This is a genomic window from Chitinophaga polysaccharea (assembly GCF_007829335.1).
Lineage (GTDB): Bacteria > Bacteroidota > Bacteroidia > Chitinophagales > Chitinophagaceae > Chitinophaga > Chitinophaga polysaccharea_B.
In genome coordinates this window covers 337,509-353,012 of record NZ_VIWO01000005.1, presented here as the reverse complement: position 1 = coordinate 353,012, position 15,504 = coordinate 337,509, and the positions used below count along the sequence as shown (strand labels likewise).

13 protein-coding genes are annotated in these 15,504 nt (G+C 48.2%); 9 read left to right on the top strand and 4 right to left on the bottom strand.

Going from position 1 to position 15,504, the window contains the following annotated elements; translation table 11 throughout:
• Window positions 1–73 precede the first annotated feature (73 nt).
• Together FHW36_RS18360 and FHW36_RS18355 are read left to right on the top strand one after the other, a co-directional pair.
• On the top strand, window positions 74–1,045 hold the full coding sequence (locus tag FHW36_RS18360; RefSeq protein ID WP_145671030.1) for a 3-keto-disaccharide hydrolase: 972 nt from the start codon (window positions 74–76) through the stop codon (window positions 1,043–1,045).
• A gap of 137 nt (window positions 1,046–1,182) precedes the next feature.
• Complete coding sequence (locus FHW36_RS18355) at window positions 1,183–2,403, top strand: MFS transporter (protein WP_145671029.1); 1,221 nt, start codon at window positions 1,183–1,185, stop codon at window positions 2,401–2,403.
• Between the two features lie 463 nt (window positions 2,404–2,866).
• Here FHW36_RS18355 and FHW36_RS18350 read toward each other — a convergent pair whose 3' ends face one another.
• Window positions 2,867–3,502 (bottom strand): hypothetical protein, encoded by a 636-nt coding sequence (locus tag FHW36_RS18350; RefSeq protein ID WP_145671028.1) that lies wholly within the window; start codon window positions 3,500–3,502, stop codon window positions 2,867–2,869.
• 292 nt (window positions 3,503–3,794) lie between these two features.
• On the opposite strand from FHW36_RS18350, the gene FHW36_RS18345 reads away from it, so the two are divergent.
• Window positions 3,795–4,244 carry a hypothetical protein gene (locus FHW36_RS18345; RefSeq protein WP_145671027.1) on the top strand — a complete coding sequence of 150 codons (450 nt, stop codon included), beginning with the start codon at window positions 3,795–3,797 and terminating at the stop codon, window positions 4,242–4,244.
• Here the strand turns inward: FHW36_RS18345 and FHW36_RS18340 are convergent.
• Window positions 4,241–4,897, bottom strand: a complete 657-nt coding sequence (locus FHW36_RS18340) for an NAD-dependent epimerase/dehydratase family protein (protein ID WP_186452510.1) — start codon at window positions 4,895–4,897, stop codon at window positions 4,241–4,243. The genes FHW36_RS18345 and FHW36_RS18340 overlap by 4 nt on opposite strands.
• Before the next feature lie 112 nt (window positions 4,898–5,009).
• Here FHW36_RS18340 and FHW36_RS18335 point away from each other — a divergent pair, with 112 nt between their 5' ends.
• On the top strand, window positions 5,010–5,516 hold the full coding sequence (locus tag FHW36_RS18335; protein WP_145671025.1) for a DinB family protein: 507 nt from the start codon (window positions 5,010–5,012) through the stop codon (window positions 5,514–5,516).
• Window positions 5,517–5,590: 74 nt separating this feature from the next.
• Here FHW36_RS18335 and FHW36_RS18330 read toward each other — a convergent pair whose 3' ends face one another.
• Complete coding sequence (locus tag FHW36_RS18330) at window positions 5,591–6,475, bottom strand: dihydrodipicolinate synthase family protein (protein WP_145671024.1); 885 nt, start codon at window positions 6,473–6,475, stop codon at window positions 5,591–5,593.
• A 26-nt stretch (window positions 6,476–6,501) separates the two neighbouring features.
• Complete coding sequence (locus FHW36_RS18325; protein WP_145671023.1) at window positions 6,502–6,963, bottom strand: cupin domain-containing protein; 462 nt, start codon at window positions 6,961–6,963, stop codon at window positions 6,502–6,504.
• A gap of 327 nt (window positions 6,964–7,290) precedes the next feature.
• On the opposite strand from FHW36_RS18325, the gene FHW36_RS30740 reads away from it, so the two are divergent.
• From FHW36_RS30740 to FHW36_RS18300, 5 genes are all read left to right on the top strand, one after another.
• Window positions 7,291–7,626 (top strand): RagB/SusD family nutrient uptake outer membrane protein, encoded by a 336-nt coding sequence (locus FHW36_RS30740; RefSeq protein ID WP_222429116.1) that lies wholly within the window; start codon window positions 7,291–7,293, stop codon window positions 7,624–7,626.
• Between the two features lie 22 nt (window positions 7,627–7,648).
• Complete coding sequence (locus FHW36_RS18315) at window positions 7,649–9,988, top strand: PDZ domain-containing protein (RefSeq protein WP_145671021.1); 2,340 nt, start codon at window positions 7,649–7,651, stop codon at window positions 9,986–9,988.
• Between the two features lie 147 nt (window positions 9,989–10,135).
• On the top strand, window positions 10,136–10,723 hold the full coding sequence (locus FHW36_RS18310; protein ID WP_145671020.1) for an RNA polymerase sigma-70 factor: 588 nt from the start codon (window positions 10,136–10,138) through the stop codon (window positions 10,721–10,723).
• Window positions 10,724–10,818: 95 nt separating this feature from the next.
• Window positions 10,819–11,820, top strand: a complete 1,002-nt coding sequence (locus tag FHW36_RS18305; protein ID WP_145671019.1) for a FecR family protein — start codon at window positions 10,819–10,821, stop codon at window positions 11,818–11,820.
• Between the two features lie 191 nt (window positions 11,821–12,011).
• A complete protein-coding gene (locus FHW36_RS18300) occupies window positions 12,012–15,491 on the top strand; it encodes a TonB-dependent receptor (protein ID WP_145671018.1) in 3,480 nt (1,159 codons plus the stop codon).
• The last annotated feature ends 13 nt before the right edge of the window (window positions 15,492–15,504 follow it).

Here is a 15,504-nt window from a genome sequence, read left to right as displayed (position 1 = left end):
CTCTTCTCTCAATAAAAGCCGGAAAAAAAAGAACCAAATATTTATCTTTATAACTTCTTCAATAATTATGAACATGAACAGAAAACGTATTATCGCAGGTCTGATATGTTGTATGGGCCTGGGGCTGGCGCATCCATCCGGTGTGATGGCACAGGTGTCAGCTATTAAAACGGAAACCGTGACCGGCGGTTCCCTGATTGGCCGCTGGGATATCAAAGTGAATGAAAATGGGACAGACAAGCCATCCTGGCTGGAAGTAGAGCTCTCCGGCTTTAAAACCCTGGTAGGTCGCTTTGTGAGCACCGGCGGTAGCGCCCGGCCTATTTCAAAGGTTAACTTCGATAACGGTAAATTCAGTTTTGCCATCCCTCCACAATGGGAACGCGAAGATCGCGATCTGACACTTGAAGGAACCGTTACTGCTGACGGTATCAGCGGTACTATTCATACCAGCGATGGGCAGTCTTATCCCTTTACAGGCGTAAAAGCACCCGACCTGAAAAGAGCCACAGCACCCATATGGGGCAACCCCATTAAACTATTTAATGGGAAAGACCTCGCCGGCTGGAAAGCATTGGGCGAAAACCAATGGGTCGTTAAAAACGGCGTGTTGAGCAGTCCTCACTCCGGCGCTAACCTGATTTCTGAAAAAACTTTCACCGACTTCAAATTACACCTGGAATTCCGCTATCAGAAAGGTAGCAACAGTGGTGTATACCTGAGAGGCCGCTATGAAACACAGATCATCGATAATCCTAAAACAGATCATCCCAACAGTCACCTGTTCGGAGGAGTATATGGATTCCTGGTGCCCAGTGAAAATGCAGCCATCGGACCTGATCAGTGGCAAACATACGATATCACCCTCGTAGGCCGCATGGTAACGATCGTTGCCAATGGCAAAACCATCATCAGCAACCAGGAAATTCCCGGTATCACCGGCGGTGCGCTGGATAGCAATGAAGCGGAACCAGGACCGATCTATTTCCAGGGCGACCATGGTCCTATTGAATTCAGGAACATTGTGATTACCCCGGCGAAATAATATTTTCCACGAGATAGCAAAGGAGCAAAGACGCAAATATCTCCGCGTCTTTGCTCCTTTGTTGTTTGAAAGAGGATTAGCTCCCTGGTGTTGGTATTAATGTCTATTTTTGCAGGATAAGAATCAGCAGCAAGAAAATGAGAACCAGTATCAACACACGCAGCAACATTAAGGAGAGCAATATCGGAATAGCCACTATACTCGCTTTCGCCATGATACCCATGTCGGGCTTTGCCACCGACATTTACCTGCCCTCCCTGCCGGGCATGACCAGCGCCCTGGGCATCACCAACAGCCAGGCTCAGTTGACCCTCAGCCTTTTCCTGATCAGCTATGGCGTGTCGCAGTTGTTTGTAGGCGGCCTGCTCGACAGCTACGGCCGGTATAAGATATCGATGGTGTCGATGTTTATCTGTTGTATTTCTTGCGTAATTGTCGCTAATACACACAGCATTTATGTGATCTATGCCATGCGTATTGTACATGGCATCACCATGGCGGCTATGGTAGTGAGTAAGCGGGCGTTTTTTGTAGATTTATATTCGGGAGAGAAATTAAAACATTATCTCAGCTATTTTACGATCATATGGTCTACAGGGCCTATCATTGCACCTTTCATCGGAGGCTACCTGGAGGTGACCTTTGGTTGGGAATCCAATTTTTATTTCCTGGGAGGATTTGCCGGTCTGCTGTTTATCCTTGAGCTGATCTTTGGTGGCGAAACCATTAAACACACAACCCCTTTTCATCCACGCGCCATTTTTTCTATTTACTATACCATGGCGCGCACCAGCAGTTTTACCTTAGGTATCGGCATGCTCGGACTGGCCTATTCCATGGTGATGGTTTACAACATGTCGGGCCCTTTTATCATTGAACATTACTTTAACTTATCGCCGGTGATCACCGGCTATTGCTCGCTGTTCCTCGGCCTGGCCTGGATGGCAGGAGGCTTCCTGGGTAAGGGGTTGATCAATAAGCCCTTTGTGAAAAAGATGAATATCAACGTAGCGTTGCAGTTCCTCGCCGCATCGCTGCTGCTGCTCACATTCATACTTTTCGGGGGCCTATGGACTATCCTCGTATTCGCTTTCCTCGTGCATGTGGGCGCCGGATTTACCTACAATAATTACTTCACCTATTGTTTACAGAAATTTCCCCGTAATGCAGGGATTGCAGGTGGCTTAACAGGTGGGGTATGTTATGTGATCGTATCCATTCTCAGCTATAGCCTCATTTATTTGCTGCCCGCCAAAGATGGACATAATCTATCGTATAGTTACCTGCTGTTAATCATTATCAGTGGTATGGTGATGTATAGGGTGAGGATGTTGGATAAGCAGGAGCGGAGTGCGTGACTGCATCGTCGCAGCAACCCACAATGACCATCCCTACTGTTAACTGATATCGTTAACAAACGATAACAGTAGATAACACTCCACCCGTTACTCTGGCATAATTTTATCATACTTTATAGTGAGCAAGAACATTAAACCGTCTGCAGGCGCTTAATAGCTACTTATTTCCAGTGTTTATCAAATCTTGTAATCATGAAAACGTTAAAGTATTTTATACTCGCCATCCTTCTCGTATCTGGATTGAGCAGTTGTTTGGTGGTGCGTGACAGGCCCGGATATTATTACCCTCATCGTCATTATCATCACTATTACCACGGGTATTACAGATACTAGTATCATACACAAGGAATCAACGACAGGATAGAAGCCTTCTGCCATATTGGGCTGGGGGCTTTTTTTATTGGGCAGGTATAAAAAAGCCTGTATCGCAACGATACAGGCCATCTCTTTTTACAGGGCGTAACTAATCTTTTTTGATGTACGTCTTATTACCATTCTTATTGATATAGTATTGCCCGCCGCGGCGTCCCTGGTAAATGGTTCTGCCTTTAGCGTCGGTGCCGATGGCGGGGTCGGAACCATTGGCTGGCGCGGAAGGAGTAACAACCGGTTTTTTAACGGCAGTTACTGCGGGCGCAGCGGGAACCGGCCGGGAAGGAACAGTAACGGCAGGAGCAGGTGTGGCAGGTGTAGCCGGTACAGCTGGTGCGGCAACTACTTCCTTGCTCTTTTGGGTTCTTGTTTTCTTAGGCGTTTCCGGGGTGGCGGTAGCTGGTACCACAGGCGTAGCAGGGGGAGCTGCCGTGGTTAATTCCTTCGTTTTTTTTGTTCTTGTTTTCCTGGCCGTTTCGGTAGCTGTGGTACCAGCAGCGTCGGTAGCCGCTACTGCTTTTTCTGCTTTAGCCCTGCTTTTTTTAACCTTGGTAGTGGCCTGGTCCTGGGTAGCCGTTACCTGGTCGTCAGCTTGTTTCTTTTTCTTTTTGGCAGCCTTGGGGGCTTTTTCGGCGGTTTGCTGTGCGGTAGTAGTGCTTTGCGCATAGCTGGTCATCGTGCCTATCGAAAGGGCACTTGCCAGCATTAGCATGACGAGTCTTTTCATAGCAAGTAGATTAATTGGGTGTTACTGGAAATCAAAAAAGGAATCTTGACAAATTGAAAGGGTTACGGTAGGTAACCGGACAGACGTATCACTGCAATTTAGGGTATTTTTTATTACAGCTGTGCGGTTTCAATGGTAGAGGTAGTTATATGTACAAGTTTTCAAGCCAATAACTGTTTCAGCAAATCAGCGCATTATCGATATTTTACAAATCTACATAGGCATCACCTCTTCTAATCTCCGGGTGGAAGCTTTTAAAGTTAAGAATAATCCCCTGATAACCCCTACGATCATGGCAGGCATTGAGTACCTGCATAAAAAATGGTTTTATTTGTCCAGTGAAGTGGGCTATGTTGCATTGGGAGAGCGCCATACGCTGCTCGTTGGCAGACCAGGAGGGAACATGTCCTGGTACAACTTTGCGCAGGTGAACACCACGTTCCGTGCACGGCATCTATCTCCTTCAGCACATACTGAGTTCTTTGCCGGCGCAGGACCTTACTTAAATATCCTGCTGAATAATAATAAAAAGGATCATCCCCTTTTTGAAGCCTATGATACCAAAACATGTAATACCGGTATCAAAACGGAAGCAGGTATTGTGCGTAACATCAACCGGTTTAGAGTGGGACTCACAGGCAACTACCTGTTAAGACTTTCTCCGGTGGCTACCAGCCCCCATACGAAGATAAATTACAACGTCTGGGGAATCACGCTGGGACTAGGCTACAAACTCCATTAACCGCGGGCCAGTAACTTAATATCCTTTACTTCCAATATAGGCCTGGGGTATCCCTTGACTGCTGCGAGGATCATCGCCAGGCCTACTTCCCGCATAGTGCTTACCTGGTTGGGAAATAGCCAGCGCAATAACGGATAGAGGTGCCCAATCATCCGGTAATAACGTTTTATATTTTTTTGTCCCGGCGTGGGCTGCATAAAGCCAGGCCGTACATGATATATTTCTTGGAACGAAAGTTTTGTCAGCGCGTTTTCTGTTTTCCCTTTCACCCGCGCCCACATAATACGGCCCTGTTCAGAGCTGTCGGTATGACTGCCAGATACATATTCAAAAATCATATTCGGCTGAATGGCCGCCAAACGGCGTGCAAAGTGAAGGGTTACGTCATAGGTAATAAAGGTATAGGCTACTTCGTTCATACCATTGGAGCTGATACCGGCACAATAAAAACAGGCATCATATCCGGTTAATTGGGTAACATGATCTTCCAGCTGCATAAAATCAGGAATCAGGCATTCCTGTAATTTGGGATGCTGTAAGCCATAGGTTTTGCGACTCACCAGCAGTATTTGTGTAATGTCCGGATGAGATAAACATTCCAACAGCACTCCTTCTCCAACCATGCCGGTAGCACCGGTAATGATCACTTTCATAATGATGATGTATTTAAGGAATACGGGTTATTATTGCTGCGCCTGATGTAAGATTAATGAATATATTTGAGATGGAAACATGCTTTATTGTTATTGAAAAAATTTCATACTCATGAAAAGGACCGAATGGTTTAAAAGAAGTTTTCCCATCATGGACGATAACGGGGTGTTACCCGACATCATAGAACGGCTGAGAGGTGCGCCAGTCAGATTGGAAGCCATGTTAAGCCCACTTGATATCGCGGTGCTGACAGCCAAAAGGGAAGGAAAATGGAGTATAAAAGAACAAGCCGGCCACCTCGCAGATATGGAACCACTTTGGCTGGGCCGCCTCGATGACCTGGCCCATGGAATCCCTCAACTCCGCGAAGCGGATCTCACCAATCAAAGAACACATACGGCTAACCATAATGGAACTAACCTGGGCGAACTACTGCAGCTGTTCAGCGTACAACGGCAACAACTGGTGAATCGCCTGCTCACACTGCAAGAGGATCAGCTCTTGCACGTGGCCTTGCATCCCCGCCTGAAAACGCCCATGCGGATCATCGACCTGGCTTATTTTGTAGCAGAACATGATGATCACCACCTGACCAGTATCCGCGAGATCATGAAATAACAGCATGATCCTTTTATAAAAGCAATGCCCGGGAAATTCTTTTCCCGGGCATTGCTTATCTCTTTTTAATGCGGTTAATTTAACTTTCCTAATATCTCCTCCAGCTTTTGATGGTCATCAGCACTAAGCGGTTGCAACGGACTACGAAGATAACCGCTTTCTATCCCCTGTATTTTTAGTCCTGCCTGTATCGCAACCGGCAACCCCTTAGCCACAATGAACTGCAACAGTTCCAGCTGCTGATAAAAAACATCCCTGGCAGCAGCCATGTCCTGCCGGGAGAAGGCGGCATATAACCGGTTGTTTAAACCCGGGATAAGATTGTAGGCGGCCGTACACCAGCCACGGGCGCCGGCAGTAAACGCCGCCAATGCCAGCGGGTTGGACCCATTGTAAAATGCCACCTCTTCACCCAGTTCTTTACGCAGGGTAAACATGCGCTGTATATCTCCGGTACTTTCCTTCACCATGGTAATATTGGGTATCTGGAGCAAACGTTTCAGCAATGCAGGCGACATATCAATGCCTCCGGTAGCAGGGTTGTTGTAAGCCATAATGGGCAATGAAATATTGCTGGCGATCTTTTCATAGTGATGGAAAATTTCGTCTTCCGTCAGTTTCCAGTAGCTCATAGGCAGTATCATGACGGCGTCGGCCCCCGCTTTTTCTGCGAACCGGGCATGGCGGATAGCGCCCGCAGTCGTGAGATGCGAAACACCCACGAGTACGGGTATACGTTTGGCTACCTGTTGAATAGCGGCAGTAGTAACGGCTTCCTTTTCTTCTTCTGTGAGATAGGGCAGTACACCGGTGCTGCCCAATGGAGCAATCCCGTGAGCGCCTGATTGTACGAGGCGCTCGGTGAGGGTTTTAAATAAGGGGATATCTACTTTTTCCTGCGCATCAAACGGCGTGATAGGATAAGCAATGATACCTTTGAATAAATTGGTTTGTATCATGTATTTAATTTTTTTTTCGTGAGAGATTAGAGATCCCGGCCTTCTTCTTCTCTTAAGGCTACACCCAGGTTTTGTAATTGCGGGGCATTTTCACAGGCAATATAGCGGGCGGGTTCACTGTCGCTAAGGTTCTGATGCCGGTGCCAGGCCCAGCTGGGAATATATACGGCATCTCCAGCCTGCCATTCTATTTTTTCATCTTCTACTTCCGTATATCCTTTTCCTTCCAGCACATACAATACCGTTTCATAAGTATGCCGGTGCCGGTTGGTGAGCTGGCCAGGTAAGAGCCCGCCGATGGTCATGCTTACATTTTTCGTTGGCAGATCTACAAAGAATACCGGGTGTTTACGTTCGGTAGAAAACGAGTCGTGCGCCCCGGCCTGTTCTACATTTTTGTGAATCAGCTTTCCTGGTTTTACATAAGCAGGACGGGCATAAGTGCGGTGAAAATCCTTTGAGGTAAAGGCGGCTGTTTGCTTTTCCATGTGTCAGTGTTTTTTATTTGTGATAAAATATGATGGCTTTTGCTGTTTGCTGACACAAAATTTGTCTTTTTCTGGATCATCAAGATCGTCCAGTTTTTACTTAAATAGATGGTCCAGAGAAAATGTGTCCTATGTACGCTTAACGGGACGATCACTGGAAATGCCCCACTTATAGGGCTTGTGGGCCGATATGATTTTCTTCATTATCAATATTTTTTTCTCCTATCTGCATTTTTAGGAAGAGGGATGCCTACTTTATCTTTATATTTCGGGTATCAACCAGGACGTTATGATCGCCACGTGTTTTCAATGAATAATAATAGCCGTATGTCAAGGGGAGTGCATTTGTTCAGTGCGTATCAATACGTGAACAAAATCCGCTGGCGCGCCCGGATCAATAAAAGCAGCACTACAGATGTACCAGGCCTGAAAGGACTTACCAAAGACCAGTTCCGCGATGCCATCATCAAGGAACGTAAATGGGAATTGTCGAATGAAGGAGATGCATGGTTCGATTTGAAACGTACCAATACCTTCCAGCATATTCAAACCGTAAGAGGCTCCTCTTTAAGTGTGCCCATCGGCCCTTATAATCAAACATGGCTGATCCCTGCACAGGAAATCACCAACAATAATATTCAGCAAAATCCACAGTATCACTAGTCAATTTTTATCGCAGGAACATATGAAACGATTACTCTTCTTTTGTTGTGTGCTGTTCTTCGCCCACCTGGGGAAAGCACAAACCGTCTGGCACGTAGCTACTAATGGAAATGACAGCCATAGCGGCAGTGCATCCCAACCTTTGAAAACACCCGGTAAAGCGGTGGAATTAGCCATCAAACGAAAGAACGAGCAGGCCGTCATTCTCCTGCATGGAGGTACTTACTACCTGGAAAAGGAAATCAACCTGCAGGCCGCCAATATGGCCTGCAAGCGCCTCGAAATACGTGCGTACGATAACGAACCGGTGTTTATCAGCGCCGGACAAAAGTTATCGCTCACCTGGACGCCTTACAAAGATGGTATTTACAAAGCGAGTGTACCCACCGGCGTTACCTTTGAACGCCTCTATGTAAACGGAGAACTACAGGTGCTGGCCCGTTATCCTAACTATGATGCTACTGCCAAAGTGTTTCATGGCACCGCCGCCGATGCCCTGGAAAAAGCAGCCCAATGGAAACACCCGGAAAACAGCTACGTACATGCGTTACATGCATACGACTGGGGAGGCTTCCACTACCGCGTTACCGGCGTTAAAAACAACGAACTGGTGCTGGAAGGCGGTTGGCAAAACAACCGCCCTAATGGCCTGCACAAAGAGTTCCGCTTCGTGGAAAACAACCTGGAAGCCCTCGACGCTCCCGGCGAATGGTTCCTCGACCAGCAGCAGCACCTGCTGTATTATTATCCAACAGCAGCGATGCAACTGCCGGCCGCCCGCATAGAGGTATCCCGGCTAAAGAAAAGTATCGTATTAAAAGGCAGCGCCGCTAAGCCAGTAAAAAACGTAACCCTGCGCGGACTACAGTTCGTGCATAACGAGCGTACTTTTATGGATACCAAAGAACCACTGCTGCGCAGCGACTGGACCATCTACCGCGGTGCGGCGGTACTGCTCGATGGAACGGAAAACTGCTGCATCACCGATTGCCGCTTCACTACCTTAGGAGGCAATGCTATCATGCTGAGCAACTATAACCGTCATGATACGATCAGCGGTTGCGAAATACAGCATGTAGGCGCCAGCGCTATTGCGTTTGTAGGCGATGCCAAAGCAGTACGGTCTCCTAATTTCCGTTACGAGGACTTTACGCCGTATGCGCAGCTGGATAAAACACCTGGCCCGGCCAGCAATAACTATCCGCAGGAATGCTTGGCCGATAATAACCTGCTACATAATGTAGGGGAGATAGAAAAACAAGCGACGGGTGTAGAAATAGAAATTTCGTCCCGTATTGCCGTCACACACAATAGCATCTACAATACTCCCCGCGCCGGTATTAACATCGGCGACGGCTGTTTCGGCGGTCACCTGCTGGCGTACAATGATGTGTTTAATACAGTACTGGAAACCGGCGACCATGGCGCCTTTAACTCCTGGGGGCGCGACCGCTTCTGGGCCGCCAACCGCGGGTATATGGACAGCCTTGTAGCTGTACACCCGGAGCTGATATTCCTGGATGTACAGGAACCGGTGACCATCCGCAATAATCGTTTCCGCTGCGATCATGGTTGGGATATCGACCTGGACGACGGTTCTTCCAACTACCGGATCTATAACAACGTTTGCCTCAACGGAGGCCTTAAACTCCGGGAAGGTTTTGGTCGCATCGTGAAAAACAATATTATGATCAACAACTCCTTCCACCCGCATGTATGGTTTAAAAACAGCGGCGATGTATTTGAACACAATATTGTTACCCGTAAATATTTCCCCATCGAAATCAATTACTGGGGCAAAAGTATCGACTACAACCTGTTCCCGGACGATGCGGCGTTGCAGGAAGCCCGTAACAATGGTACCGATGTGCATAGCGTGGCCGGCGATCCGCAGTTCATTAACCCGCAGGAGGGCGACTATACCGTAGCGGCTACCTCGCCGGCGCTGAGGATGGGCTTCAACAATATCCCGATGGATAGTTTTGGCGTAATGCAGCCCCGGTTGCGCAACCTGGCTGCGAAACCCGTTATCCCCATGTTTATGAGTGGCAGCCCCGATGCAGCGGCGGCGCCGGTTGATTTCCTGGGAGGGAAAATCAAATCTATTTCCGGCCTTGGAGAACGCTCTGCCTATGGTTTGGCCGATGAGTCGGGGGTAGTCATTGTAACCGCTAATGCGGGTAGCCTGCTGGCCACCTCAGGACTGAAAGCGAAAGATGTAATCATCTCTTCCGATGGGCATCCCATAAAAACTACCAAAGATCTGCTGGAACTAACCCAGGGTGCTTCCTGGAAAAGCAGTATTCCTGTAGTGATTATACGTAACCAACAACAGCAGGCCATTACGTTGAAACTGAAGTAAACGGGAAAACAACCATTACTCCCATTAGCCGGACAACCAGCCAGGTTGTCCGGCTTTTTCTTTTGCAGAAATATTTGATAGTCTGCCTGGTTTTGTATTATTTCTTAAAAAGTAACCGCGTTTACCAGAAAAATTTTATTTTGTGGTATGCACGTGACTATGGAGGAGTTACTTTACCGCATACAATTTCACGATGATCAACTCGCTTTCAAAGCGCTGTACCAGCAGCAGGTATTCCGGTTATACCAGTTTGCCTTTGCCTTCGTAAAACAGCGCCAGCCGGCGGAAGAAATAGTGAATGATGTATTTGTAAAGCTTTGGCAAAAGCGACACCAGCTGGATAAGATCGGGCAGATAAGAGTGTACCTGTATGTGGCGGTAAAGAACGCCGCATTAAACCAGCTTCGCCGGCCGGCCATTTTTACGGAAACAGACCTCGACTCGCTCCATGTACAACATTTCCGGCTCGAGCCCGACACCGAGCAGTTGCTGCTCACCCACGAACTGCAGCAGGCCATCGCTTCGGCGGTGGAACAGCTGCCTCCTAAATGTAAAATGATCTTCAAGCTGGTAAAGCAGGATGAACTGTCTTACAAAGAGGTGGCAGGCATCCTCGGTATTTCTCCTAAAACAGTAGATGCCCAACTGGCCATTGCCATGAAAAAACTGGCTGCCCGTCTCCAATGTTTTGCCCCCGTACCGGCCCTCCCGGATGCCGGCGAAAAGAATGACTAAACCCTTCCCGCCATCTCCCCCAAAAAAAATTTTTCCCGCTTTTAGGGAATCACTGTTTACCCGGTGTCCTTATACACAAGTCCTATTTGAATGAAATGAAATCTGAAAGAATAGCAGTATTGATGGCGAAAAAGGCCAGCCGGTCCGCCAGTCAGGAAGAGTTGGAAGAACTGGAGCAATTGCTGACAGCGGATCCCGGTGCGGCGTTTACGGCTTCCATCATCGACAGGATGGGTAATAACGCGGCCGGACAAATGGAATTTGCGGAGCAGGGCTGGGAGAAAATAGTGCCCCGCCTGTCTGCCGCGCCAGTTACTGCCATGCGCATTAAACGTGGCTGGTGGGCTGCCGCAGCAGCGGTAGTGGGGCTAACGGCAACAGGCATAGGATGGCAGTGGTGGCGTCATCAACATCTCGCTATCGCCTCCCGCCAGGAGATCACTGCCCCGCTCGGACAAACCATGAAAGCCCTGCTACCCGATGGTACCACGGTATGGCTAAATGCCGGGAGTAAGCTCAGCTACGATCAGCGCTTTAATAATAGCCGCCGCGATATCCAGGTCAGCGGGGAAATATTTCTCGATGTAATAAAAAACGATGCAAGGCCCTTTGTAGTACATACCCGCAAACTGGATGTACATGTACTGGGTACCAGCTTTAACATAAAAGCATACGACGATGATAACCGCTCAGAGGTAGCTGTAGTGGGAGGGAAGGTGCAGGTGATCATGCACAACAGCCTGGAGAAAAAAGTAATCCTGTTGCCACATGAAAAACTGATTTTATCTACCATTGGAAAAACCGATAGCCTGTCGCTGGTCAATTTCCCTGAAGCCAACGGGAAAGACAGCCTGGTGGCTGAAACCGCCTGGCGCGAACAGAAGCTGGTATTTAAAAATGAAACCTTCGAATCAGTGGCGCGGAAAATGGAACGGCAGTTTAATGTCTCCATTTCCTTCGAAGATGAAAGCCTGAAGAAAGAAATACTCAGTGGGGTATTTGAAAAAGAAGGGATCGTAAAAGCATTGAAACTGTTACAGATGACAACACCTTTTCATTTCCGTATCCAACAGCGACAAGTATATATATCTAAATAACAGCGCACATTTTATCAAACCAAAAACTACCTGTAATGAAAACACGCGTAAACAACTGCAGCACCTGACCAAACCATAAAAAAAGGAAGAGCAGGGCTCTTCCTCAAAAGGCTTATAGGTATCAACAGGGGGTAAGCAGGCTTCGAAACTTCACTTACACCCTTCTTTACAAACCTTTCTAAAACAAATCTATGAAAAAAAGAAGATTTGGCAGGGCATCCTATGCGCTCCGCCAGACACTCAAACTATTCCTCATTATGAAGTTGTGCTTTGTCGTGGTGCTGATATCCTGCCTGCATGCCTCTGCTACTGTGTTTTCACAGGAGAAGTTCACCTTATCCTTCGTGAAAACAGACGCAGATAAAATTTTTGAGAAAATCCAGCAGGAGAGCAACTATCGCTTCTTTTACAACTATAATACCATCCGGCAGCTGGGCAAAATAAACCTGCAGGTCAAAAATGCCAGGCTCTCCGAAATTATGAGCCGGGTATTGGATAGCGCCTTCGTATATAAAATCATAGATAATAACCTGGTGGTGATCGCGCCCCGCAACGAAGCCTCTACAACGGAAAAAATTACCGGGCGCGTAGAAGATGCGAAAGGACATCCCCTGATTGGCGTATCTGTAAAGGTGAAAGGCGCCAGCACCGGGGCCGTAACAGGCGCCGATGGCAACTTTTCCGTCATGGCCCCCGCCGGCGCTACGCTGGTATTTACCTATATGGGCTATGAACCTAAAGAAGCCACCGCTGTTCCCAACCAGCCTTTATATATCGTACTGGAAGAATCTACCAGTGGCTTAAATGAAATTGTAGTAGTAGGGTATGGCACGCAGAGGAAAAAAGATGTAACGGGCGCTATCAGCTCCGTTAGCAGCGCCGACCTGCGCAATGTACCGGTACGTAACGCCGGTGAAGCGTTACAAGGTAAGGCTACCGGCGTAACCGTCGTGCAAAGCAGCGGTAGCCCCGGATCAGCTCCCGTGGTGCGTATCCGCGGTATTGGCTCTATCACCGGCAGCAACAGCCCCCTGTATATCGTAGACGGCTTGCCACAAACAGATATTGGCTGGCTCAATCCCAACGACATCGAGTCGATGGATATCCTGAAAGATGCCTCTACTTCTGCCATCTACGGGGCCAGGGCCTCCAACGGCGTGGCAATCATTACCACCCGAAAAGGTAGTCGCACAGAACAAAAGATGCACGTCACCTTCGACAGCTATACCGGCGTACAGTCTGCCTGGAAAAGGCCGCACATGCTCAACGCCGCTGAGTTCATCGAATATAAACAAAGAGCCGCCACCGCCGGCAATTCTCCCATGCCCACCAGCTTAAATACACCAGAGAAAAAAGCGGAAGTGCTGAAATTCGTGGCAGAAAATACCGGTAGTCCCAATGGTACCGACTGGTGGCAGGAAATCATCCAGGACAATGCGCCCATGCAGAGCTATAACGTCGGGCTCACCGGCGCCGGCAAAAATATCGTTTATGCAACCAGCGCAGGATATATGAAACAGGAAGGTATCGTGAAAGGTTCCGACTATGAGCGCATTTCCTGGAGAACCAATGTAGGCGCAGATATCAGCCCCCGTGTAAAACTCACTACCAACGTTGGTCTCATCTATGAAAGCCGCCGTAACGTAGATGAAAACAACCCATTTACCGGTACCATCTTTAGCGCCATGACAGCAGATCCGATCACACCGGTATACCGCAACCAGCTCAAAAATGTACCCGCTTTCTTCAGCAGCATCATGGATGGTTATGAAGCTAACAATCCGTATTCTCAATACGCAGGTATCCTGTACTCCAATAAACCCAACCCGGTAGGACAGGTAGAACGTATGCAGCAATCAGTATGGGAAGGCATCGCGGTAAAAGGCGGCGCTGCCCTCGATGTCAAAATCATTGACCCGCTGATGTTCCGTAGCAACTTCGGCCTGGACCTGGGACGAGGGATCTCCAAAGGATTTACGCCCTCGTTTTTCCTGAATGCATTTGACTATAGTACTTACAATACCATCAGTAATAACTCTTCCTGGAGTAATTATTTTGTATGGGAAAATACACTCAACTTCGACAAAACTTTCGGTAACCACCATATTACCGCCCTGGCAGGTATTTCGGCAGAACTCACCAAAGGCTTGTCCTACGCTGCTTCCAAGCAGGGAATAGTGAACAATGATTATGATATGCGCATCATCGATGTAGCCACGTTGAACCCTAACGCCTCCGGCTATACGTACTCCAGCGCCATGCAGTCTTTCTTTGGGCGTATCAACTACGTGTATGCCGACCGTTACATTCTGGCCGCCAACGTACGTCGCGATGGTACTTCCAACTTTGGAGAAGGCTATCGCTGGGGTACTTTCCCATCAGCTTCTGCTGCCTGGCGGTTTACAGAAGAAAACTTCGTGAAAAATGCCGGCATCTCTTGGCTGAGCAGCGGTAAACTGCGCGCCAGCTACGGCTCTATCGGTAACCAATACACCGGTACAGGCAGTGGCCTCTATTTATCTACCTACGGTAATACCTATCAGCGCTACATTTTTGGTAACACCAGCACAGGATACCTGGGCGCCGAACGTAAAACCATGGCCAATCCTTCCCTGCAATGGGAAACCTCCAACCAGGCCGATGTGGCCCTGGAACTCCAGCTGTTTAACAGCGAACTGGATGTAACCGTCGACTATTTCAACAAACGGGTAAACAATATGTTGGTGGTAGTGCCACTACCAGCTACCATGGCTTATCCGGTAGATATTCCCTTCTGGAAAAATGCCGGAAGCATGGTGAATAAAGGCTGGGAATTATCCATCGGCCATCATCATACTTTTGGCGATTTCTCTTACAATGTTCGCGCTAATATTTCCACGTTTAAAAATGAGGTGTTGACAATGGGTGGTGGAGAACCTGTGTACTCCACTGCTCATTTAGGGGAAGTGATCAGCAAAACAGAAGAAGGAAAACCCGTAGGCTACTATTTCGGATGGAAAACAGATGGCATCTTCCAGACACAGGAAGAAGTAGATAAAAGTCCTCAGAAAGGAGTGAGCTCCCCCGGCGACCTGCGCTTCAAAGATATCAATGGCTATGATGCCAACGGGAAAGTAGTGCCCGGTCCCGACGGTAAGCTGGATGCAGCCGATCGTACCATGATCGGCAACCCCTGGCCCGATTTTGTGTATGGCCTGAGCATCAATCTCAACTTCAAACGTTTTGATCTGAGCATGTTCTGGCAGGGCTCCCAGGGCAATGATGTGATGAACATCCTGCGCTACGATACCGAAGCCGGCACTGGCTGGTATAACGCGCCCAAAGGCTTCCTGGAAAAGTCCTGGAATGGCCCTGGATCTACCAACAAGTATTACAAAATTTCTTCTGTGGCAGCGCTGAACAACAGCGTGTCTGATTATTTCGTAGAAGATGGCTCCTACCTGCGCCTGAAAAATATACAGCTGGGATATAACTTCCCCGCCAAATGGCTGGAACGTGCACGCATACCACAGTTACGGCTATACGTAGGCGCGCAGAACCTGTTCACCTTCACCAAATACAGCGGACTTGATCCGGAAATGGGTAGCAGCGATCCTAAGCTGATGGGTATCGACCAGGGATATTTCCCGCAGGCCCGCACGTATATGATCGGACTGAATGCCAAGTTTTAATCACTAACACTGC

Excerpts from the sequence above, each read along its gene's own strand:
- FHW36_RS18335 (WP_145671025.1), top strand. The coding sequence starts at position 5,010 with ATGAAAAGGACCGAATGGTTTAAAAGAAGTTTTCCCATCATGGACGAT.
- FHW36_RS18350 (WP_145671028.1), bottom strand. The coding sequence starts at position 3,502 with ATGAAAAGACTCGTCATGCTAATGCTGGCAAGTGCCCTTTCGATAGGC.
- FHW36_RS18325 (WP_145671023.1), bottom strand. The coding sequence starts at position 6,963 with ATGGAAAAGCAAACAGCCGCCTTTACCTCAAAGGATTTTCACCGCACT.
- FHW36_RS18355 (WP_145671029.1), top strand. The coding sequence starts at position 1,183 with ATGAGAACCAGTATCAACACACGCAGCAACATTAAGGAGAGCAATATC.
- FHW36_RS18360 (WP_145671030.1), top strand. The coding sequence starts at position 74 with ATGAACAGAAAACGTATTATCGCAGGTCTGATATGTTGTATGGGCCTG.
- FHW36_RS18340 (WP_186452510.1), bottom strand. The coding sequence starts at position 4,897 with ATGAAAGTGATCATTACCGGTGCTACCGGCATGGTTGGAGAAGGAGTG.
- FHW36_RS18300 (WP_145671018.1), top strand. The coding sequence starts at position 12,012 with ATGAAAAAAAGAAGATTTGGCAGGGCATCCTATGCGCTCCGCCAGACA.
- FHW36_RS18345 (WP_145671027.1), top strand. The coding sequence starts at position 3,795 with ATGGCAGGCATTGAGTACCTGCATAAAAAATGGTTTTATTTGTCCAGT.
- FHW36_RS18330 (WP_145671024.1), bottom strand. The coding sequence starts at position 6,475 with ATGATACAAACCAATTTATTCAAAGGTATCATTGCTTATCCTATCACG.
- FHW36_RS18305 (WP_145671019.1), top strand. The coding sequence starts at position 10,819 with ATGAAATCTGAAAGAATAGCAGTATTGATGGCGAAAAAGGCCAGCCGG.
- FHW36_RS18315 (WP_145671021.1), top strand. The coding sequence starts at position 7,649 with ATGAAACGATTACTCTTCTTTTGTTGTGTGCTGTTCTTCGCCCACCTG.
- FHW36_RS30740 (WP_222429116.1), top strand. The coding sequence starts at position 7,291 with ATGTCAAGGGGAGTGCATTTGTTCAGTGCGTATCAATACGTGAACAAA.
- FHW36_RS18310 (WP_145671020.1), top strand. The coding sequence starts at position 10,136 with ATGCACGTGACTATGGAGGAGTTACTTTACCGCATACAATTTCACGAT.